This window comes from Pseudorhizobium xiangyangii (assembly GCF_020531965.1).
In the GTDB taxonomy this organism is placed as follows: Bacteria; Pseudomonadota; Alphaproteobacteria; order Rhizobiales; family Rhizobiaceae; genus Neorhizobium; species Neorhizobium xiangyangii.
Genome location: NZ_JAJAWH010000009.1, coordinates 92,460 through 113,403 on the forward strand (window position 1 = coordinate 92,460; position 20,944 = coordinate 113,403).

General features: G+C 63.4%; 22 protein-coding genes and 4 pseudogenes. 20 read left to right on the forward strand and 6 right to left on the reverse strand.

The window, feature by feature from the left end; translation table 11 throughout:
* Window positions 1–536: 536 nt before the first annotated feature.
* The 3 genes from LH464_RS10030 to glsA form a co-directional block, all read right to left on the reverse strand.
* Window positions 537–1,772 (reverse strand): MFS transporter, encoded by a 1,236-nt coding sequence (locus tag LH464_RS10030; RefSeq protein ID WP_226786243.1) that lies wholly within the window; start codon window positions 1,770–1,772, stop codon window positions 537–539.
* 270 nt (window positions 1,773–2,042) lie between these two features.
* Window positions 2,043–3,242 (reverse strand): CmlA/FloR family chloramphenicol efflux MFS transporter, encoded by a 1,200-nt coding sequence (gene cml, locus LH464_RS10035; protein WP_226786244.1) that lies wholly within the window; start codon window positions 3,240–3,242, stop codon window positions 2,043–2,045.
* 259 nt (window positions 3,243–3,501) lie between these two features.
* Window positions 3,502–4,482 carry a glutaminase A gene (gene glsA / locus LH464_RS10040; protein WP_226786245.1) on the reverse strand — a complete coding sequence of 327 codons (981 nt, stop codon included), beginning with the start codon at window positions 4,480–4,482 and terminating at the stop codon, window positions 3,502–3,504.
* 579 nt (window positions 4,483–5,061) lie between these two features.
* On the opposite strand from glsA, the gene LH464_RS10045 reads away from it, so the two are divergent.
* The 3 genes and pseudogenes from LH464_RS10045 (at window position 5,062) to LH464_RS10055 (ending at window position 7,489) form a co-directional block, all read left to right on the forward strand.
* Window positions 5,062–5,238 (forward strand): hypothetical protein, encoded by a 177-nt coding sequence (locus LH464_RS10045; RefSeq protein ID WP_226786246.1) that lies wholly within the window; start codon window positions 5,062–5,064, stop codon window positions 5,236–5,238.
* Between the two features lie 128 nt (window positions 5,239–5,366).
* Window positions 5,367–6,062: a hypothetical protein gene (locus LH464_RS10050; protein WP_226786247.1), complete on the forward strand. Its 696-nt coding sequence runs from the start codon at window positions 5,367–5,369 to the stop codon at window positions 6,060–6,062.
* Window positions 6,063–6,255: 193 nt separating this feature from the next.
* Window positions 6,256–7,489, forward strand: a pseudogene (locus LH464_RS10055) (DNA-packaging protein).
* A gap of 5 nt (window positions 7,490–7,494) precedes the next feature.
* On the opposite strand, the gene LH464_RS10060 reads toward LH464_RS10055, so the two are convergent.
* Window positions 7,495–7,635, reverse strand: coding sequence for a hypothetical protein (locus LH464_RS10060; protein WP_226786248.1), 141 nt, complete (start codon window positions 7,633–7,635; stop codon window positions 7,495–7,497).
* 149 nt (window positions 7,636–7,784) lie between these two features.
* Between LH464_RS10060 and LH464_RS10065 the strand changes: the two genes are divergently transcribed.
* The 9 genes and pseudogenes from LH464_RS10065 (at window position 7,785) to LH464_RS10105 (ending at window position 13,878) form a co-directional block, all read left to right on the forward strand.
* Window positions 7,785–8,408, forward strand: coding sequence for a hypothetical protein (locus LH464_RS10065; protein WP_390624961.1), 624 nt, complete (start codon window positions 7,785–7,787; stop codon window positions 8,406–8,408).
* Between the two features lie 238 nt (window positions 8,409–8,646).
* The gene (locus tag LH464_RS10070) at window positions 8,647–9,003 is read left to right on the forward strand and encodes an HVO_A0114 family putative DNA-binding protein (protein WP_226786249.1); all 357 of its coding nucleotides are present in this window, start codon (window positions 8,647–8,649) and stop codon (window positions 9,001–9,003) included.
* A gap of 138 nt (window positions 9,004–9,141) precedes the next feature.
* Entirely contained in the window at window positions 9,142–10,323 is a 1,182-nt protein-coding gene (locus LH464_RS10075) for a phage portal protein (RefSeq protein WP_226786250.1), read from the forward strand.
* 243 nt (window positions 10,324–10,566) lie between these two features.
* Window positions 10,567–10,896 carry a DUF6107 family protein gene (locus LH464_RS10080; RefSeq protein WP_226786251.1) on the forward strand — a complete coding sequence of 110 codons (330 nt, stop codon included), beginning with the start codon at window positions 10,567–10,569 and terminating at the stop codon, window positions 10,894–10,896.
* A gap of 81 nt (window positions 10,897–10,977) precedes the next feature.
* Complete coding sequence (locus tag LH464_RS10085) at window positions 10,978–11,583, forward strand: HK97 family phage prohead protease (protein ID WP_226786252.1); 606 nt, start codon at window positions 10,978–10,980, stop codon at window positions 11,581–11,583.
* Window positions 11,580–12,716 (forward strand): annotated as a pseudogene (locus LH464_RS10090) (phage major capsid protein); the annotation flags it as partial. The gene LH464_RS10085 and the pseudogene LH464_RS10090, both read left to right, overlap by 4 nt.
* Window positions 12,711–13,151 (forward strand): head-tail connector protein, encoded by a 441-nt coding sequence (locus tag LH464_RS10095; protein WP_226786340.1) that lies wholly within the window; start codon window positions 12,711–12,713, stop codon window positions 13,149–13,151. The pseudogene LH464_RS10090 and the gene LH464_RS10095, both read left to right, overlap by 6 nt.
* Complete coding sequence (locus LH464_RS10100) at window positions 13,151–13,483, forward strand: phage head closure protein (protein WP_226786253.1); 333 nt, start codon at window positions 13,151–13,153, stop codon at window positions 13,481–13,483. Before LH464_RS10095 ends, LH464_RS10100 begins: the two co-directional genes overlap by 1 nt.
* Entirely contained in the window at window positions 13,480–13,878 is a 399-nt protein-coding gene (locus LH464_RS10105; protein WP_226786254.1) for a DUF3168 domain-containing protein, read from the forward strand. Before LH464_RS10100 ends, LH464_RS10105 begins: the two co-directional genes overlap by 4 nt.
* Here the strand turns inward: LH464_RS10105 and LH464_RS10110 are convergent.
* Complete coding sequence (locus LH464_RS10110; RefSeq protein ID WP_226786255.1) at window positions 13,868–15,082, reverse strand: MFS transporter; 1,215 nt, start codon at window positions 15,080–15,082, stop codon at window positions 13,868–13,870. The genes LH464_RS10105 and LH464_RS10110 overlap by 11 nt on opposite strands.
* Before the next feature lie 129 nt (window positions 15,083–15,211).
* On the opposite strand from LH464_RS10110, the pseudogene LH464_RS24830 reads away from it, so the two are divergent.
* The 5 genes and pseudogenes from LH464_RS24830 to LH464_RS10135 form a co-directional block, all read left to right on the forward strand.
* Window positions 15,212–15,361: pseudogene (locus tag LH464_RS24830) on the forward strand (phage major tail protein, TP901-1 family); the annotation flags it as partial.
* Window positions 15,362–15,366: 5 nt separating this feature from the next.
* Window positions 15,367–16,430, forward strand: a pseudogene (locus LH464_RS24990) (baseplate megatron protein TIM-barrel domain-containing protein); the annotation flags it as partial.
* A gap of 186 nt (window positions 16,431–16,616) precedes the next feature.
* A complete protein-coding gene (locus LH464_RS24995; protein ID WP_449301440.1) occupies window positions 16,617–17,522 on the forward strand; it encodes a GTA baseplate fiber-binding domain-containing protein in 906 nt (301 codons plus the stop codon).
* Between the two features lie 10 nt (window positions 17,523–17,532).
* The gene (locus LH464_RS10130; protein WP_226786256.1) at window positions 17,533–17,745 is read left to right on the forward strand and encodes a hypothetical protein; all 213 of its coding nucleotides are present in this window, start codon (window positions 17,533–17,535) and stop codon (window positions 17,743–17,745) included.
* Between the two features lie 158 nt (window positions 17,746–17,903).
* The gene (locus LH464_RS10135; RefSeq protein WP_226786257.1) at window positions 17,904–18,389 is read left to right on the forward strand and encodes an NUDIX domain-containing protein; all 486 of its coding nucleotides are present in this window, start codon (window positions 17,904–17,906) and stop codon (window positions 18,387–18,389) included.
* 111 nt (window positions 18,390–18,500) lie between these two features.
* Here LH464_RS10135 and LH464_RS10140 read toward each other — a convergent pair whose 3' ends face one another.
* Window positions 18,501–18,977 (reverse strand): VOC family protein, encoded by a 477-nt coding sequence (locus LH464_RS10140; protein WP_226786258.1) that lies wholly within the window; start codon window positions 18,975–18,977, stop codon window positions 18,501–18,503.
* Window positions 18,978–19,178: 201 nt separating this feature from the next.
* Here LH464_RS10140 and LH464_RS10145 point away from each other — a divergent pair, with 201 nt between their 5' ends.
* The 3 genes from LH464_RS10145 to LH464_RS10155 all read left to right on the forward strand — a co-directional run bounded on the left by LH464_RS10145 (window position 19,179) and on the right by LH464_RS10155 (window position 20,940).
* Window positions 19,179–19,778 (forward strand): GNAT family N-acetyltransferase, encoded by a 600-nt coding sequence (locus LH464_RS10145; RefSeq protein ID WP_226786259.1) that lies wholly within the window; start codon window positions 19,179–19,181, stop codon window positions 19,776–19,778.
* A gap of 183 nt (window positions 19,779–19,961) precedes the next feature.
* Entirely contained in the window at window positions 19,962–20,222 is a 261-nt protein-coding gene (locus tag LH464_RS10150) for a hypothetical protein (RefSeq protein ID WP_390624962.1), read from the forward strand.
* A gap of 46 nt (window positions 20,223–20,268) precedes the next feature.
* Complete coding sequence (locus LH464_RS10155) at window positions 20,269–20,940, forward strand: response regulator transcription factor (protein WP_226786260.1); 672 nt, start codon at window positions 20,269–20,271, stop codon at window positions 20,938–20,940.
* The last annotated feature ends 4 nt before the right edge of the window (window positions 20,941–20,944 follow it).

Below are 20,944 nucleotides of genomic sequence, written 5' to 3' on the forward strand. Positions count from 1 at the left end.
GCGCATTCTTGCCATCAAGGTCGTAGCGGCATTTTTGGGAATGGCCAATCGAGCTTGGTCAATGTGCGAGGAAAACACCGCTTACGTTGAAGGTGAAGTCTCGGAATTTTCATTGAAAGCAGCACACGGCACTAAGCGGGCCAGATGGGCGGCGCTTTTCTAATCGGCGGGCGCTTACGGTCCGCCGGTTTCGTTATTTCGTCTTCTTCGCCTGATCGTGATGCCACTTGATGGCGAAGAACATGCCCGCGCCTAACACGAGAATCTTGAACGGAAAGAAGACGATAGGGAACCAGTCAATCACTTGATATTTCCAGCTTATTCGTTGATGCTAATTATCGTGAGGAGCACTACCTCAAAACTGCTGCATGCAACATCAGCCATGTTGACGCAGATGAGATCACAACATTCGCATCACACGGCACAAGTGGGCTTGCCCCATGTTTCTGGACAGGTTGTTTAAACTGACAAGCTGGTGACCGCTTCTGGCGCATCAGCGTATTTCGCTTGATGGCAGGCTTCCTGCGCTCTTTCGGTTAGCGGTGTCGTCCGTACAGGTAGGCGGCAACTGCCAGGCACTGGATCGCCACGGCCAGGACAAGGAGCGAGGGGTCGGATATTGCCCTGGCAACGCCGAAGAGAGCGGGTGCAAGGGCATAGATTGCCTGGCTCATCGCAACGATCAGCGGCACGACGCGCGCGGCATCGGCTTTCACAAATTCCACCTGTGCGATGAGCGGCGGCAGTGACGTTGCGTTGCCAATGCCGAGCCCGAAAAGCAGGACGCCGACAATCATCGCTGCCATGTTTTCTCCACCCGCCCACAACAGTGCCAATGACCCGATCATCTGGACGCCATAACTCGCGGATGCGATGAGACGGCGATCCGCCGAGACCGGCATCAACCAGCCGATGCCGGTGCGACCGGCTATCGCCGCAACAGTTGCACTTCCCATCAAAAGACCGGCGGATTGGGATCCGAAGACCGGAACCAGAATTGAAAACAGGTGTGCCAGCAGGCCGATCTGCGCAAACAAGCCGGCGGCCATTCCCACCGCAAGCGTGATGAAACGGCGGTCGCGCCAAAGCAGTCTGCCCGGCAGGGATGCGTTGATCGAGTTAGCTGTCGGGGCCCGAAACTGGTCCTGCCGGCTTCCATCGGGAAATTGGCCCATCGTCTCGGGGGATTTCGAGAATACGACGACCGACAGGGAGGTTACGATGAAGATCATCGACACGCCGACAACGAGTGCTGCGTTGGCAAAACCGTTCGAAACGATAAGTGCGACCCAGAGGGGCGAGAAGATCACGCCGCCGACACTTGCTCCGTTGTATGCCATGGAAAGCGCCGCCGGACGACTGCGCACAAACCACGGTGCGATGATGGCATTGACGGCTGCCGCGCCCATCGCAACCCAGCCGACCCCGCTCAACAGGGAAGCGGCAAACAAATGCCAGGGCTGATAGGCCACGGACCAGCCGACGACGCCGATGGCAAGGAGAACCGCTCCCAGACTTGTTATCAGGGGGACGCCTGCCATCCGATAAAGACGAGGCAGATTGGCAACGACGGCTGCCCCGACAAGAAAATGCAGCGTTACGGCGGTCGACACCAGCGGGACGGACCAACCGGTTCGCTGGACCACCACCTGCAGGTAAATGGGCGGTCCGTAAAAACCGACGCCCCATCCGAACACTGCCAGAACGAAGGTTGCAGCGACCACGTACCAGCCAAGGAAGGGCGAATTCACGGATGTTGACGGAGAAGACATGCCAAGGGTTCCAATGCTGGTTTCACCCCATATTGCAGCTTCAAGGCGTTGGAAGCTTCGGTCGCGATCGAAGTATCATTTTTGATGACGGCGCTCATGGAGCGGCCGGCGCCACGTGATGCTGATTTGGTTCGGACGAACGGCTCTCGGTCAGCCGCCACCTCGAAGCCGCGACTGCAATTATCCCGAGCAGGCAAGCTTGCCCATTCTCATATTCGAGCCGAGCGGCTGAGGGGTTGAGGCCGACGTGCTCGCCGGCCTCCGGATCGATTACACTTTCGCACTTTCATGACGGCGCTGAAGCGCCCGCACGGCAATGACGACGGCGGCCATGGCTGCTGCATAGGCCGCTATCGGCCACGCCGTATCCCCCTGCAGCCAGAGCACCGCAAGCGTCCCGGCTATCCCGACGATGAGGCTCTGAATGCAGAAGTAGACGGCGACGGCCGAACCGGCCATGTCGCCGAACTCTTCCAACGCTCCGTTGGCCGTCACCGATACGGTGAAGACGATCCCCACGACCATGATCCACATGGGCGCGACGAAGGTCCACAGGGACGGAGCGGCGAGCACCTCTCCCAGGCCGAGCAGCGTCGATCCCAGAAGCAGTACCGCCATGCCCCGCAGGAGCGTGCCGGAATTGCCCCAGCGTCTAACGAACCACTTGGCAAAACGCGACGTGACGATCATCACGACGGCCGCCGTCGCAAAGGCAAGGCTGAATTCCAGTTCCGAATATCCGGCTCTTTCGACAAGGACACGTGGTGCTGTCGAGAAGAACACGAAAAATGTTCCCATCGCTGCGCTGAACCCGAGCGTGTAGGTCCAGAAGGCCAGGCTGCGGAGAATGGGCCGGAACGAGCGTCGCATCACGGGTCCTTCCGCCGGCCGGGATTCGTGCCAGCGCGGCAGGGCATGCAGGACCGAAAGCCCAGCGAGAATGCCGAGCACGACAAAGATGGAACGCCAGCCGAGATGTTCTGCAAGCAGTGCGCCGGCGATCGGCCCAAGTGCCGGGACGAAGGCCAGGATCGAGCCGAACAGGCTGTAGATCACGACGCTTTCCGATCGGTCGGCATAGACATCCCGCACCGTTGCGAAGGTCGCCACCAGGGCTGCCGACGCACCCGCCGCCTGCAGGAAGCGAAGGGCGAAGAAAGGGATGGCCGAGGACGAGGCAGCAAGGCCGAAGGACGCAGCTGCAAACAAGATGCCGCCGCCGATCAGCACGGGCCGCCGCCCGATACGGTCGGAAATCGGGCCGAAGATGATCTGCCCGAGGCCGAGCATGACCATGTAGAGGCTCAGCGTCAGTTGAACCATGGAGGGGCTTGTTCCGAGGATGCCGGGCATGGCCGGCACGACGGGAAGGTAGATATCCATCGCCAGCGAGGCGAGAATGTCGAAGGGTGCCATCAGCAGCAGTGCCAACGGCAGTGAGTAGCCCCATGTGGGGGATTTTGAAGACATTAAGAGACATCCGCTCAAATGAAGGACATTTGACGGCGATCTGCCTGTCAGCCTGTGGGGGTACATGGACAGACGCCGCAACAACAAGAACGTTGTTGCGGCTTACGTGTCTGACGACTTCGGAGATCCCATGATTGGCTCAACACTGCGGTAATTCGATAAGAGCAGCCTGATTACCACGCAGCGTCCACGATTGGCAACGCGCGGCCTCCGCTGTTGATTACTGGCGGTTCACGCTTTTCATGATCCTGGTCGGCTTTCATCGCCGGGCGCGGCCGAAGACCGACCAGTCGGTCTTCTTTGTCAGGAGTTCGAGGCCGAGCGTGCCGAGCCAGCTGTTGCCCATCGGATCCAGCGCCGGAGACCAGACGGCGATCGAGGCGCGGTGCGGCGCGACGGCAAGGATGCCGCCGCCGACGCCGGATTTGGCCGGCAGGCCGACGCGATAGGCGAAGTCTCCCGAACCGTCGTACTGGCCGCAGAGCATCATGACGGCGAGGATGCGGCGCGCCCGCCGGGCCGCCGCCACGGTGACCTCGTCCGCATCGTCGGGATCATCGAGCATGAGGAAGCGGCCGGCCCTGGCAAGGCCCCGGCAATCGAGCGTGATGGCGCACTGGTGGATATAGGCTTCCATGACCTTGTCCACCGGGTGCCTGAGGTTGCCGTAGTGGCTGGCCATGAACATCAGCGACCGGTTGAGATCGCCGCCGGTGCGGTTGCTGTCCATGACGCGGGGATCGAAATCGAGCGTGCTGTCCTCCAGCAGCTTTTCAAGCAGGCGCACCACATGGCGATTGGGCCCGGCCTTGCCGCCAAGGCCGACGAGGATGTCGCAGACGACGAGCGCGCCCGCATTGATGAAGGGATTGCGGGGAATGCCCTTGTCGCGCTCGAGGTCGATGATCGAGTTGAAGGGATCGCCGGACGGTTCGCGGCCGATGCGCTTCCAGAGCTTCTCGCCGATTGCCTCCAAAGCCACTTCGAGCGCGAAGACCTTTGAGATCGACTGGATGGGAAAGCTGACGCCGGCATTTCCTGATGCGACGAGTTCGCCGGTGCGGGTGTGGACGGCGATGCCGAACGTCTCGAAATCCGCCTTGGCCGGCGCAGGTCTGCCGTGCTCCTCAGCCTCCGCGACCGCCTGGTCACGAATGCCGGGGGCAGCCTCGCGAACCTCTTTGACCACCTCGTCGAGGATTGCCTTCAGCGCTGCCGCGTCCTGCACCGGATTGACCATCTCTCTGCCTGCCTTTCAATGCGCTCGACCTTTTTGCGGCAAAGGGTGCCGGGTCGAAGGGGGCGGCATTTAGGGCGGCTAGGGAAGGGGTCCAGCCAGGATGTCAAAACGGTGCCGGCGAACACGGTGCGTAAAATGCCGAGATAGGAATTTAATCCTTGACGGCGTTACGGTCGTCTGATAGGGTTCAGGCATAGTCGAAGATCTGTGACCGGCGGGACGCCGGATTGGCAGATCTTCCAGTCAAAGCTGGCCCGGCCCCTGCGTCGGGCTTTTTTTATGTCGGGCTTTTTATCCGGGTCTGACCGATGCGTTTGCGTGGTCTTCGGTGCGGCGTCAAACCAGTCGGCTGGCCGGCAAGGTTCTGATACCAAAGCATTTTTGACAAAACGCAAGCCTGTGCCGCTGCCCTGTAGGGTCGGACCATGTGATGCGCGGCGCGAAGATAGCAGGTGCGAACTGCAAGATTTTGCATATTGACCGATAACGGGCCAAATGTATCCTTCGGATATCATTGCATTTTCCGATGTGGCTATTGGTTTTTTTGCCAGTTTTGCCGCCAGCTGAGGGGGAGCAGTCATGACCCGGTCGTCTGTCGAAATCGTCTCCGCGAACGGCGAATACCTCGTTCGCGTCACCGAGGATGACAATACGTGTGAGGTGGCATTCTCGAACGAGGAGTTTGCGCGCTCTTACGCTGCCGGCCAGTCTATCAGGCTCAACCTGTCGAACGATTGCGACGAAATGTCGGACTAGGTACCGACAGAGTATTTAGCCCCGTTTCGGGGAGCACGACTTTCACTGAACCTCTCTGTTTTACGCATCCTGCGGTTTGCGCCGCTGGATGAGCGCATGCCGAACCGACGGCCTTGCGAGGATGTTTCATGATCATTTCCGATGCTTTCGAGACGGCCGGCGAGCCGTTCGATCCCGCGCTGGCGGACGTCAGCCTGTTCGGTTGCTGGGAGGCGGCGCCTTCCTATGCCACGGCTTTGCCTGAGGCTGATCCTCTCGCCGATGTGGTGCGGACGGTGGTGCTGGAAACCAAGTCGGTTGAGGCCTTGTCTGTCTCGCCGGCCGACGAGCTGCGCCAGCTTCTGAACGAGATGACGATGGAGATACGCGAGCAGTTTGCCGCCTTCCGCAAGATGCGGACAGCGGCCGAACTGCTGCTCGAGGGTGGCGACGATGCGGCGCAGAAACTTGCGCGCGCCGATATCAAGGCGGCGACGGATGCCATGTCGCTGATCGTGCGCACGCTCGAAAAGGTCGACAGCCTGCAGCGCCAGCTTGCCCGCGATCGCGAGGACGAGGCGGAACGGGTGGCGGAGGCCGGTGGATACGGGGCGGCAAGGGACCGCTTCGTCGGGATGATCAAGGACCGCGCGCATGAAGAGGGCTTCCGTCTTTACGCAATATGGAAACGCGATGGCCCACCGGCCTGGGTTGCGGACCGGCTGGAACGCGAGGCCACCCAGCCGGCGCACGATAAAGCGGGCAGCAGAAACGGTGGCGGACAAGGCGGCGATGGTTTCCAAGCGAACGGGCCGGACCCTGGCGAAGATTGCCGCGGCGCGTGAAGCCAAGGTTCAGGCCCTCGATGAGGGCGTGGCGTTGGGCAATGCGATCGGGCGTCAGGATACGGGTGTGCGGGAAGCGGGGGTGCAGGATACGCTCGCTCCGGTCTCAACCGTCGAGGGGGAGACCGCCATGCCGCAGCCCTCGTCGTCCATGCATGGGAGCGTCCCCTGTGTAGGCGACCGAGTGGGCGACATGCTTGCCGGGTTTGTCCCTGGTCTCGACCGCGACTGGACTTTCGGGGGGCGCCGCGAACAGAAGCCGCCGGAGGGCGACTGGCGCACATGGCTGATCATGGGCGGGCGCGGTTCCGGCAAGACGCGGGCGGGTTCGGAATGGGTGCATGCGCTGGCTTCGACCGGTGAGCGTTCCGGTCTCAGGATCGCGCTGGTGGCCGAGACGCTGGGCGAGGCGCGTGAAGTGATGGTGGACGGCGTTTCCGGCATCTGCCGGATCGCCCGGACGAGAAGGCCGGATTTCGAGATGTCGCGCCGCAGGCTTGTCTGGCCGAACGGCGCGGTGGCGCAGATCTTCTCGTCGGAAGATCCCGAAAGCCTGCGCGGGCCGCAGTTCCACTATGCCTGGTGCGACGAGCTGGCGAAATGGAAGCATGCGGAGGAGACGTTCGACATGCTGCAGTTCGGCCTGCGGCTGGGGGCGGATCCGCGCCAGCTGGTCACCACGACCCCGCGACCGGTTCCGCTCCTGAAGCGGCTGATCGCCGACGCAGGCACGCGGCTGGTGCGCATCGAGACGCGCGCCAATGCCGGGAACCTGGCACCGGGCTTCATCGCCGAGCTTCAGAAGCGCTACGGCGGGACAAGGCTCGGTCGGCAGGAGATCGACGGCGAACTGATCGGACCGCGAGGATGCGCTGTGGACGCGCGGCGAGATCGAGGCCTGCACGGTGCGGGTCTCCGAAGCGCTGCGGCGGATCGTCGTGGCGGTCGACCCGCCTTCGGGTTCGGGCGAGCACTCCTGCTGCGGCATCGTCGTGGCCGGGCTGGAGGCAACCGGACGGGCCGTGGTGCTGGCGGATTGCTCGGTGACGGGCAAGTCGCCCGCCGGCTGGGCAAACGCGGTGGTACGCGCCTATCAACGGTTTTCGGCCGACCGGGTGGTGGCCGAGGCGAACCAGGGCGGCGAGATGGTGGCGGCGATGCTGAGAAGCGTCGATACGGTGCTGCCGCTGACGCTGGTCAGGGCGACGCGTGGGAAATTCCTGAGGGCGGAGCCGGTCGCCGCGCTCTACGAGCAGCGGCGTGTCGTGCACGCGGGACGGTTCATGGAACTCGAGGACCAGATGTGCGACTTCGGGCCGGAAGGGCTTTCCTCAGGCCGCTCGCCCGACCGGCTGGATGCGCTGGTCTGGGCGCTGACGGCTCTCGTCCTCGAAGGGCAGGGAGAGCCGCGCGTGCGTGGAATTTAGAGAACTTATTCGGCTGCCTGAAGGCGCGGCTGTGGCGCGGCGTTGTCGCGCATCTGCCGCCACTCGTCTTCCAGGCGGTCGAGGACATGCTGGGGGATCTGCAGCTGCTTGGGCTGCTGGGCCGGGACTTGCGGGTGCATCATCATGATCTCTCCATATCAAAAGGCCGACCGAAACGTCCGGTGACGCAGTTGGTTCCACAGCGTGAATGAAATGTAAATCGCGCGCTAAGGGATTAAAACGATTTAGTTTTCTTAAACCGATTGAAACTTGGGGCCTTACGTCGAAGAGGTTAATGCGTATGGTTTCGAATGAGGTAGAACGGGGGCAATTCTACTCCCGGGCGCGCCGCACCCTGTTCGGCGGGCGGCTTCGCCAGGCGCAGGTCGAGGGCCTTTCCGCGGTTCTCGATGTCTGGCAGGCCAGGACAGGCGGAGGCAAATCGAGCCAGCTTGCCTACGTGCTGGCAACGGCGTTCCACGAGACGGCGGCGACCATGCAGCCGGTGCGCGAGACGCTTGCCGCGACGGATGCGCTGGCGATCCGCAAGCTGGAAGCGGCCTTCGCGGCGGGCCGGCTGAAGGCGGTAAGGACACCGTACTGGCGGCCCGATGCGGACGGAAAAAGCTGGCTCGGCCGTGGCCTGGTGCAGCTGACCCACCGGCGGAACTACGAGGCGATGTCGGCGGTGACGGGCATGGACCTGGTGGCGGACCCCGGCCGTGCGATGGAGATGGATGTCGCAGTAGTGATCCTGATCGAGGGCATGCGGGGCGGCAGTTTCACCGGCCGGTGCCTCGACGACTATTTCGAGCGCGGCCGCGAGGACTGGGCGGGCGCGCGAAAAATCATCAACGGCACGGACAGGGCCGAAATGGTGGCGGGTTACGGGCGGGCGTTCCGGTTCGCGCTGGAATAATTGCTGCCCCCGGCACCCTATGCTATTTTTGATCTCGATGACCTGGGCGATCCTTGAGTCCCTCAGCCGCAGCGCGCGACGCCGGACGAGACGATCATCCAGAAGGTTCGGCAACTGCCGGGCCGTGCCAATAGCATTCGCATGACCCGTATAACATGGAACGGAATATTCGCAGTCCTCGTCCGCACGGGAGAGCGGATCGTCGACGACCGAAGGCAGATCTCTCGGGAGGAATGACATGAGCGAAGTGCGGCTTCACGTATCGGACATGGACGGTTTCCTGCACCGCGCCGCTGCGGCGGGCAGGCGGATCAATGGTGGCGATCCCCAACAGCAGTCCGGAGAAATCGCCTTCGAGAGCATGGACCTGCTGCTGAAGGTGCTGACGCCGAGCCGCTGGCATCTGCTTCGGGCGCTGAAGGCGGAGGGGGCGACCTCGATCTGCCGCCTGTCGCAGGCACTCGAGCGCGACTATCGCAGCGTTCATGCGGATGTCTTCGCCCTGCTCGACGCGGGGCTGATCGAAAAGGATACCGACGACCAGATCTTCGTGGGCTGGGACCGGATCACCGCCGAGATGCAGACCGCCAACTAGCGCATCGACCGGGTGAGGGTTCGTGGCAAGCCTTTCCGCCGGATGAGTTAAACCTGACGATCAGGCCTGGGCCGGGTTCGCCAAGCGAGCGGCGCATGTCTCAAGCGATCAAAGTGGATCTGGAGCAGGGTGACAATCATGAAATCTCCATTCAGGCTGCCGTGGGCGACCACCGGCGGGCGAACAGCCGTGTCCGCGAACCGGTCGACGGAAGCGAAGGCGGCAGGCGGATTTGCGATCGTGGCCGGCGATGGCGCGGCACGCTGGTCCGGCCGGTCGTACGGCGCTCTTTCCCGCGCCGGCTTCATGAAGAACCCGATTGCGCACCGGGCGGTACGGCTGGTGGCCGAGGCGGCCGCTTCCGTGCCCTGGCTCGGTTATGACGGGGAGACGGAACTGACCGAGCATCCTGCGCTGGCACTTCTGGCGCAGCCGAACGGCCGGCAGGCGGGACCGGATTTCTTCGAGACGCTGTACGGGCACCTGCTTCTCTCCGGCAATGCCTATGTGGAGCCGCTGGCAATCGGCAATGCCGTGCGCGAGCTGCATCTGCTGCGCCCCGACCGGGTGAGCGTGGTGGAAGGCAGGGACGGCTGGATTGCGGCCTATGACCACCGCGCCGGCAATGTGACACGGCGCTTGCCTGTGGATACGGACGGAGAGGGGAGCCTTTCGCTGCTGCATCTGAAGCTCTTCCACCCGCTCGACGATCATCTGGGATTTCCGCCGCTCGGGGCCGCCGGTGCGGCACTCGACCTGCACAACGCGGCGGGCGAATGGAACAAGGCGCTGCTCGACAATTCGGCGCGGCCTTCCGGTGCGCTGGTCTATCAGCCGAAGGACGGCGGCAACCTTTCCGTCGACCAGTACGAGCGGCTGAAGCAGGAGCTGGAGGCCGGCTATTCCGGCGCCGTCAATGCCGGGCGGCCGCTGCTGCTGGAGGGCGGGCTCGACTGGAAATCGATGGGATTTTCGCCCAGGGACATGGACTTCATCGAGGCGAAGAACGCCGCCGCCCGTGACATCGCGCTGGCGCTCGGCGTGCCGCCCATGCTGATCGGCATTCCCGGCGACAACACCTACGCGAACTACCAGGAGGCGAACCGCGCCTTCTACCGGCTGACCGTGGTGCCGCTTCTGACGCGGACGGCCGCGAGCCTTTCGGCGTGGCTATCGGGTACCCATGGCGAAGCGATCCGGCTGGAGCCGGATCTCGACCGCATTGCGGGGCTTTCCGCCGAGCGCGATGCGCTGTGGGCGCGGGTAGGGGCGGCGGAATTCCTGAGCGAAGAGGAAAAGCGGCAGGCGGTGGGCTATTGAGGCAAAAAGGCAAGGCCGCGAAAAGGCTTGGCGATCATGCCGAAGCAAGCCGGCGAGCGTCTTCAATCGGCATCTCAGCAACTTGATTCAATCCCGAAGGTCGCTGAACCGATTTCTGAAGGACCGGACTCAATTTGGGAGCATTGCGGCGTAAGCGATTCAGATGAATCGGCAATCGCCTTCCGGGGCGGCACGGCGGCGATCGGCCGTCTGTGTGATCATTCTAATCAAGAGATATTAACAATGGCTGACCTTGGCAACGAGGCTTCCTTCCTGCCGGGCGTACTGGCGGCGAAGGCGGCCGGTGCGGCGGCGGGCGCCGGCGTATCGCTGATCTACCTCCTTCCGAAGAGCAGGCGCGAGGCGGCGAGCCGCTTTTTCACCGGCCTCTGCTGCGGCTTGATCTTCGGCGGTCCGGTGGGGCTTTGGCTCGCCGAGCAGATGGAAATCGCCCACCGGCTTTCCGGCACGGAAATCATGCTCACCGGATCAGCCGCCGCCAGCCTTTCAGCCTGGTGGGTGCTGGGTGCGCTGGTGCGTGTGGCCGCGCGGTATGGGCGAAGGGTGGGGTAGCTCGCGGCCCGCTGCTGAAAGAATATGCGCTCCCGGCCCGCACGCGGGAGCGGCGTTTCAAAGACATTGCAGGAGATTTTCATGCACGCTTATCGCGGGCAGCGCCCCGTCATGCCCCGGGGCTTGCGTCCCAGCGGGCGCAAATTCGCCAATCTGGAACTGGCCGGGATTGCCGGTGACGGGACGTTCAGCGGCTATGCCAGCGTCTTCGGCGAGATCGATCTCGGCAAGGACCGCATAGAGCGCGGCGCTTTCATGAATTCGCTCGTCGAACGCGGCGCCCGTGGCGTGCGCATGCTTTACCAGCACGATCCGGCCGAGCCGATCGGCGCCTGGACGACGATCCGGGAGGATGCCCGCGGGCTCTACGTCGAGGGGGTGCTGTCGCCCGGTGTGGGGAGGGCGCGAGAAGTCTTCTCGCTGATGAAGTCGGGTGCGCTCGACGGACTGTCCATCGGGTTCAGGACCGTCAAGGCACGCACAGACGCCAAGACCGGCGTGCGCCGCGTGCTCGAGGCCGATCTCTGGGAGATCTCGGTGGTGACCTTCCCCATGCTGCCCTCGGCGCGCGTCTCCGACATCAAGCATGCGCGGTTCTTCCGCGACCGGGAGACAGAGCTTGTCCGCCACATGCGGCGGGCGGCGAAGACGATGTTGAAACCCAGCTTCAAAGGAAAAGCGACATGACGGATCAGATGACGACGGCGCCCGAGGTGAAGGCTCTGCCGGACACGGTAACGGTGGCCTTCGAGGAATTCATGGAGGCGTTCGAGGCGTTCAAGGACGTGAACGACCGCCGGCTCGGCGAGATCGAGCAGAAACTGACTTCGGATGTCGTGACGCGCGATAAGATGGACCGCATCAACCGGGCGGTGGACGACCAGAAGAAGGTGCTCGACCACCTGGTGCTGAAGAAGGCGCGCCCGCCGCTCGGATCGGCGTCCGGCCAATTGTCGCCGGAAGCCGAGGAGCACAAGTCTGCCTTCGACGCCTATGTGCGCCGTGGCGACGACCAGGGCCTGCGCGAACTGGAGGCCAAGGCCTTTTCCGGCGGGACCGGCGCGGATGGCGGCTATCTGGTGCCGTCCGAGACCGACAACGAGATCGGCCGCCGCATCTCGGTCGTCTCGCCGATGCGGGCGCTCTCGACGGTGAGGACTGTATCGACCGCCGTCCTGAAGAAGCCGTTTGCGGCATCCGGCCTTGCCACGGGCTGGGTGGCGGAAACGGCGGCGCGGCCGCAGACTGCGACGCCGCAGCTTGCGGAACTCTCCTTCCCGACCATGGAACTCTATGCCATGCCGGCAGCAACTCAAGGCTTGCTCGATGACGCGGCGGTGGACATCGAGGCGTGGATTGCCGGCGAGGTGGACATCGTTTTCGCCGAGCAGGAGGGGGATGCCTTCATCCGCGGCGATGGCATCAACAAGCCGAAGGGCTTCCTGACCTATGCGGCGGTGGCGGACGCAACCTGGACCTGGGGTAACCTGGGCTATGTCGCAACCGGCGTCGCCGGTGACTGGAAGGCCGCCGGTCCCTCCGACACGCTGGTGGACATCATCTATGCGCTGAAGGCCGGCCACCGCCAGAACGGCACGTTCATGATGAACCGCAAGACGCAAGGCGACGTGCGCAAGTTCAAGGATGCCGATGGAAATTACCTGTGGCGCCCGCCGGCAACCGCGGGCCAGCCGGCTTCGTTGATGGGCTTCCCGATTGCAGAGGCGGAGGAGATGCCGGATGTGGGGGCGAATGCCTACGCACTGGCCTTTGGCGATTTCCGTGCCGGCTATCTCGTGGTCGACCGGGCGGGCGTGCGCGAGCGCGAGACGGGGCTGTGCCTGCTGGCGCAGTCGTGGCGGCTTCATCTCGACGACTGGCCGAGCGACGGCGTCATCCGCATTGCGAAGTCTCCGGTGCAAGCGATTCAAACCGTTACGGTTTATGGCGAGGACGGGCTTCCGCTTGAAGTGTCACTTGAAGACCATCTGCTTGACGGCGCGGGGCGTCCGGCCCGGCTGTGGCTCCGGGATCCCCTGTCGTCCGGCCGGTCGATGAACGGTATCGAGATCGACTTTTCGGCCGGCTACGGCGAGGCCGGGACGGATGTGCCGGACACGCTGAAGCGGGCGATGCTGATCCATGTCGGCCACATGTTCGCGTTTCGCGGCGTCATCTCGCCCGACCAGCAGCCGGCCGGAATTCCCGATGGCTACGAGCGGTTGATCGCGCCCTTCCGGATGCGGAGGCTCTGATGGTGACCTTCTTCGATCCCGGCCAGATGACGGTGCGGCTCGACCTGGAGGCTGCCGACAGCGTGCCGGACGGGCAGGGCGGCGTGAGCAGGACATGGTCAATCGCCGCATCGATGTGGGCCAGGGTCGAGCCGGTATCGACGGTGATCGGTGAGGAAGGATCGGCCGAGACGGGAACGGTCACGCACCGCATCTGGGTGCGGTTCCGGGAGGATATTGCCGCCGGGCAACGGTTCCGCAAAGGCGGGCGCGTCTTCGCCGTCAAGCTGGTGCGCGATCCGGACGAGACGCGGCGCTATCTCGTCTGCCGGTGCGAGGAGGCGGCACGATGAGCGCTGCGAATGCACTTCTGGCCGCGATCCATACGCGGCTCACCGGCGATGCAGACCTTGCCGACCTGATCGGGCCGGCCGGTGTCCGCGACCGGCTGCTGCCGCGTCCTGCCCTGCCGTGCATCGTCTTTGGCGATATGGAGACGCGGGATTATTCGACTGCGACGGAGGCGGGAGAAGAGCATCGGCTGACGCTGGAAGTCTGGTCCGACGCGGAGGGGCGGCGCGAGGCGGATGCGATCGCCGATCGCGTGCAGGTTCTGCTGCACGATGCGCCACTGGTTCTGGCAAGCCATGAACTCGTGAACCTGACGCATATCCGGACCCGGACGAGGCGACAGCCGAAGAGCAGGCTGTTCAGTGCCGAGCTGCAGTTCCGGGCGGTTACGGAGTAGCGTCTGCCCGTGTCCGCACCCTCCTTACCAAGCGGAGCAGCATGACGGCGGCGGCAAGCGCGAGACATCCCAGCACCCCGGCAACGGCGATAGCCGCCTCATGGCCGAGGCGGTCGAGGAGCGCGGTAAAGACGACCGGCGCCACGGCATTGGCGAGATTTTGCGGCAGTGACAGCCGCGCCGACTGCAGGCCGAATTCCCGTGGCGAAAAGAGTGCGAGCGGCAGAAGCGCCCGTGCCACCGCCAGAATGCCCGAGCCGAAGCCATAGAACAGGATGAAGACCCACAGCGCGCCCGACGAGGACGGAAGAAGGAGAAGGCAGGCAAGGGCGAGAAGCATCATGCCGCAGCCGGCAATCGAGGTCAGGAACGGGTTGCCACGGCGCCCGAGCAACATGTCCATGCCCCGTGCCGAGATGCCGATGACACCGCGCGCGGCTGCCAGTTGCAGCGCGAAATCCGCCGAGGCTCCCGACCTCTGCAGCAGTTCGAGCAGCGTGGGAGCGAGCCCGAAGGTGACGAAGGAGGTGATCGTCATGATTGCGGCAACGAGAAGAAACGCAAGGCGTCTCTCGGCTGCGGACAAGGCGACGGGGGCCACATCATTCGCCTTGTTTTCCCTCTCGCCGGGTGCCGGCTTTGGCAAGCCGAACAGGTAGAGAGGCAGGCAGACTAAAATCTGGAGACCGGCGCAGACGGCGAAGGTTATCCGCCAGCCGATCATCTCGTTGAGGAGACTGAGGAGCGGCCAGAAGATCGTTACGGACAATCCGGTGAAGAGCATCAGGATGGCGATGGAGCGTTTGCCCGCCGCCCCTTCGCGCTCCACGACCGCGGTATGGGCGGGGGCGGAGAGGCCGAGTGCACCGCCGAGACCGAGCACGACCCACGAAACGACATAGGTGACGATGCCGCCGGCGGAAGCAAGCAGCAGGAGCCCCAACGCAAAGAGGATCGAGCCGGCTGCGAGCACGCGCGCAGCGCCGTACCGGTCGAGCCACCGGCCGGTAATGGGCCCTGCGAGCGCGCTGACCAGCATCATGACCGACAGGCCGGCGAAGATGACTTCGTTCGGCAGACCGAGATCCGGCGCGATCGTTCGTCCGAGGACGCCGAGCGTCTCGAAGGTCGTGCCCCAGCCGATGAGCTGCGTCACGGCAAGGACGGCGACTGTCTGCGCGGAACGTCTGGTGAGGAAGCTCATGCGGGGCGGAGACTCGGGAGGAAGAGATGGGCTTTCCTCGCGTAGCAGCAAGCAGCCGCCGGCGGAAGCAACATTCGATTGGCAACACGGCGCTGCAAGGCGCTCCACTTCTCGAACAAGGGGATGACCATGGTGGCGCAGAAGGGCAAGGACCTGCTGCTGAAGATCAGCGATGGAGCAAGCTACGTGACGGTGGCTGGACTGCGGTCGCGGCGGCTGGCGTTCAATGCGGAGACCGTCGATGTGACCGACGCCGAGAGCGCCGGACGCTGGCGCAGGCGGCAATGCGCGCGCAGATCGCGGCCGCTGAAGGTTTCGACTGGTACTATGCGAGCGAGGCTGACCGCAAGGATCGAACTCGCTCGCCGATCACAGACGGCGCCGGCAAGCCCTGGGTTTTTCGTACAAAGGATATCGTCGGCTGGTGGTCGAACCGGCATTACGACCGCGTGGGCGGGGTGGAGAAGGTGGAGCCCACGGCATGGCTTCCGGGCCTGAAGCGCATCTGGTTTACCGAACTGGGGTGCGCGGCCGTCGACAAGGGGGAAACCAGCCGAACGTCTTCGTCGATCCGAAGTCGACGGAAAGTGCTGCGCCGCATTTCTCCAGCCGTGGCCGGTCCGATGCGATGCAGCGGCGCTTTCTCACAGCTCATCACGAGCATTGGCAGGCCGCTGCGGCGAGCGGGCCGGTCGATGCGGACCATGTCTTTGTGTGGACATGGGATGCGCGGCCCTATCCGGCGTTTCCGGTGAGCCGATCGATCTGGTCCGACGGTGGAAACTGGCGGGCCGGCCACTGGCTGAACGGCAGGCTGGGGGCGACGACGCTTGCTGAGGCGATTGGAGCAATCCTGACCGACCACGGAATAGAGAATTTCGACACCTCCGAGGTGACGGGCGATCTCACCGGCTATGTTCAGGCGGAGGTGACCTCGGCGCGGTCGCTTCTGACGCCGCTGCTCGATGTGTTTCGGGTGGATGTGGTCGAGGATGCGGGCCGGTTGCGGTTTCGCTCGCGCGGAGCCACCAGCCTTGAGCCCCGGCTGGTCGACGTTCTGGCGGACATGGAAGGCGAACCGCTGTGGTCGGAGACGCGCGGCCATGACAGCGATTTTGCCGCCGAGGTCGTGCTCGGTTCCTACAATCCGGCGCTCGACTACGAGCAGGCCAGCGTCCGCTCACGCCGGGCCCGCACCGGGAGCCAGCGGGTGCTTGCTTACGACCTTCCGGCGGTTCTGGCGGAGGAGACGGCATTGGCTGCGGCCGAGGCCGCGGTGCGCGACCTGAGGGTTTCGCGGAGGAGCCTGACTCTGGCGATCTCGCCGACGGAAATCGACCTGCAGCCCGGCGATCCGATCAGCCTGCCCGGCGTGGCCGGGACATTCCTCATCAACCGCATCGACGATGGCAGCGTCCGACGGATCGAAGCGCGGCAGCACGCCGTGCTCGCGCCGCCGGCACCGACCGGGGAGACAGGTGTTCCGGGCAACGGCGGACCGGCGTCGAATGCGTTCGCGCCGATCGTGCATTTTATGGACCTGCCCCGCTTTTCCGCCGGCGGCGGGGAGAGCTTCGCGCGGGCGGCAGTCTTCTGCCGCCCCTGGCAGCGGATACTTTTGTCATCGTCCGTGACGAGCGAGGGATACGCGTTGCGGACATCTCTCGATCGCCCGGCGCGGACAGGCCGTCTGACAAGTCCTCTGACCAAGGGCGTGAGCGGCCGGTTCAACCGGGGGACGGCCATCGAACTGGACCTGTTTTTCGGGGGGCTGTCGTCTGCGACACACGCTGCCGTTCTTGCTGGCGAAAACAGGCTGGCCATCCGGGCCGCCAACGGGGCCTGGGAAGTGCTTGGCTTTGCGGAGGCAGAGGAGATCGCGCCGGACCGCTGGCGGCTTTCGATCCTGCTGCGCGGCCTGGCTGGAACCGAGGACGCGATGATGGCTGGTGCCGCCACCGGCGCGCCGATCGTGCTGCTGGACGAGGCGGTCGTGGCACTCGGGCTGACGGTCGAGGAACGCGGCCGCAACCTCAACTGGGTCGCCGAGGGCACGTCCGCATCGGGCGGCCGTATAGGACCATTCGCCTTTGCCGGCGGAACGCGGGCGGAAACGCCGCTTTCGCCGGTGCACCTGCGTGGGCTGCGGCGACCTGACGGATGGCACCTTTCCTGGACCCGCCGCAGCCGCATCGAAGCTGACGACTGGGACGCAGCAGACATCCCGCTCGACGAGCCGGAGGAGCGTTACCGGCTGGAGATCCTTGACGGTGCCGAAGCGAAGCGGACGGTCGATCTGGCCGAGCCGCGCCATGTCTATACCGAAGCACAGGAACTCACCGATTTCGGTGCGCCGCAGCCGAGCCTCACGATCCGCGTCCGGCAACTCGGCCGGGCGGTGCCCCTCGGGCTGCCGGCAATTGCAACAGTCTCAACCTAGGAGAATGACCATGGATGGATCAAAGACCTGGTATCGGTCGAAGACGGTGTGGGGCGCGCTCATCGCGGTGGCCGCATCGCTGCTGCAGGTGGCAGGGGTGGACCTGACGCCGGAGGTGCAGAGCGACCTCGCGGATCTCGCTATCGCATTCACCGGTGCCATCGGCGGAGCGCTGTCGATCTACGGGCGCATTTCGGCGCAAGCCCTGATCGGGCGGAAGTAGGTTAGGGGGCCGTACCGTATCGGGAGCCGGTATGTTGCTCGCATAAGCCGGCTACGCTTAAGAAAGTTACACCGCCAACCCAGATAGAAGATCCTCTGGTTATCCTGTACATAATGGCCCGGCAGTAAGATTAGCGGTCTATCGCCGGGGGTGAGACATTGAGCTTTTCAGAAAGTTATCTTGGAAAACTTCGTGCGAAGGTAGGGTCAGGCTGCATTTTAGTTCCGGGTGCTCGAGTCGTTGTCAGACGATCCGACGGGTGCGTGCTGATGCAGCATAGGAGCGACTTCAACGTCTGGGGCATCCCAGGCGGTAATGCTGAAGAAGGAGAGGACCTCCAGTCGGTAGCCATCCGGGAGACAATGGAGGAAACCGGCATCCGCATCTGGAACCTGCGGCCATTTGGTTTCGGCAGCGATCCGCAGTTCGAGACAGTCACCTTTCCCAATGGTGATGTTTGCCAGTTCTTTGTCATGATGTTCTACACCGATGACTTCGAGGGGGTGCCGGTTGTTGGGGATGATGAATCGAAGGCGGTCGGCTGGGTCCATCCGGACGCTCTACCTGACATGCTCCCCAACATGCGCCGGAGCGTGGAAGCGTTTCAGAGGTTTGAGGGGACCGGTGTGTTTCAGATGATTTAAGTCTGACAGGCTATCAATTGGACGCACGTGCCCAAAAGGCGGTCGTCTTAGCCGCCCTTGGGCAATTGGCCGTATCGGGCCGAAGCTGATGAACAGTCCGCCCTGATCACTTCAGTTGCCGCGCCGAGCGGCCTTGATCACCTCGACGTCAATCTTCTGCATTGTCATCATGGCGCCAAAGGCACGCTTTGCCTCATCGCCGCCTGCGGCAAGGGCTTCGGTGAGGACGCGTGGCGTGATCTGCCAGGACACGCCCCACTTGTCCTTGCACCAGCCGCAGTCGCTTTCCTGGCCGCCGTTGCCGACGATGGCGTTCCAGAGGCGGTCGGTTTCTTCCTGGTCGTCAGTTGCGATCTGGAATGAAAACGCTTCGTTATGCTTGAACGTGGGGCCGCCGTTCAAGCCCATGCAAGCAACACCGGCAACAGTGAATTCAACAACCAGGACATCCCCCTGCTTGCCATCCGGATAGTCTCCGGGCGCACGAATGACGGCACCCATCGAGCTGTCGGGGAAGGTTTCGGCATAGAACCGGGCGGCGGCCTCGGCATCCCTGTCGTACCATAGGCAGATCGTGTTTTTTGCCATTGCACGGGTCCTTTCGTTTCCATCCGCAGCAGAAACAGAGACTACACGGACCAGCGAATGTCCGCAAAGGGCGAGCGGACGAACACCTGGCCGAAAGCGCCGGGAGCGGAGACACGGCGCAACCTTGACGAATCTTTCGTCCTCTCGCACACCGGTCGGCGGGTTTTTGTTGTCTGACGCTGTAGAACCCAGGGAAAACGCATGCTCTCGACCCCTGCACCTCAGTCCATTGCCTTCCGATCCGCGACCCCGGAGGACTGCACCCATCTCGTTCTTCTCGCGGATATGGCGACCCGCCGCCTGACATCGTTCCTGTGGGGGCAAATGGCCACTCCCGGTCAATCCGCCTTCGAGGTCGGCCGGAACATCATCCGCAACGACGAGAGCCATTTTACGCACTTCAAGAACTGGCGCGTTGCCGAACATCTGGGTCGGCTCGTCGGAGGCTTGAACGGCTATGTCATCCCCGAACCGTCTGGACCGGTAACGGCCATCGAAGCCGTGAAGCCGCTGAATGAATTGAAAGCCGTGGCCGCCGGAACCTTTTATATTTCCTCCGCCGCCATCTATCCGGAACATCAGGGCAAAGGGTTCGGAAAAGACCTGCTGACAGAGGCAGAACGCATCGCGCGTGCGCAACACAGGGATCGTCTGACGCTGATGGTCGGCAGCTTTAATCCCAGAGCCTATGGCCTCTATCAGAAAGCTGGCTTCAGGGAGTGGGACAGGCGGCCCTTTACCGCATTCCCGGGGTCAGACGTGCCCGGGGAATGGATCTTGATGGTGAAAGACCTCACGTGAGAGGGAGCAGTCCCGTCCATTCCTGCCATGCTGCGGGGCGTATCCCGGATCTACGGGTTACACGGTTAGCGCCTCCCAACCCGTTGCCGGACCATTCATTTGGCATTCAGACGTTGTCGGTTACATAATCCATCACATACTTTGGATCTGTTCGATCCGTTCTGGAGATGGATTAGTTCAACGATGGCAAGACTGCCAATCCCTGCGATAATGATCGCCGGCCTTGCCGGTCTGACAGCCTTCAAACCCGCGGCAGCCACGGATTATTTGATCCTGGCTGCAGCCGATTGCGGCGCCGCTGCGGCCCGCGTCGTGAGCGAGACGGGTGGTCAATTGCTCTCTGCCCAGCCGGCTTCGGACGGCCAGACCTGCATCGTCACTGTCCTTGTACAAGGGGATGGCAGCGAGCGGCCGCGCAAGGTAACAGTGCGGGTGCCGATGTAAGGCGGATAAGGCGATCACAGGGTCGCCGAGAACGGTGGGGCATGAAATGCGCATTCTGGTAGTCGAAGACGACGTCAATCTCAACCGGCAGCTGTCGGACGCCTTGAAGGAGGCGGGATACGTCGTAGACCAGGCCTTCGATGGCGAAGAAGGACATTTCCTGGGAGAGACGGAGCCTTACGACGCCGTCATCCTCGATATCGGCCTGCCGGTGATCGACGGGATAACCGTCGTCGAGAAATGGCGCGAGGAGGGCAAGAGCATGCCAGTGCTCATGCTGACGGCCCGCGACCGCTGGAGCGACAAGGTGGCCGGCATCGATGCCGGTGCAGACGACTATGTCGCCAAACCATTCCACGTGGAAGAAGTGCTGGCACGGGTGAGGGCACTGATCCGCCGCGCCGCGGGTCATGCCTCGTCCGAGATCGTCTGCGGCCCCGTGCGGCTGGACACCAAGGCATCGAAGGCCACGGTAGACGGCTCGACGCTCAAGCTCACCTCCCATGAATTCCGGCTGCTTTCCTACCTCATGCATCACATGGGGCAGGTCGTTTCCCGCACGGAACTGGTCGAGCACATGTACGACCAAGATTTCGACCGTGACTCCAATACGATCGAGGTGTTCGTCGGGCGGCTGAGGAAGAAGCTCGGGGTCGACCTGATCGAGACGGTGCGCGGCCTCGGCTACAGGATGCAATCGCCCAACGACGCCAGCTGACGAT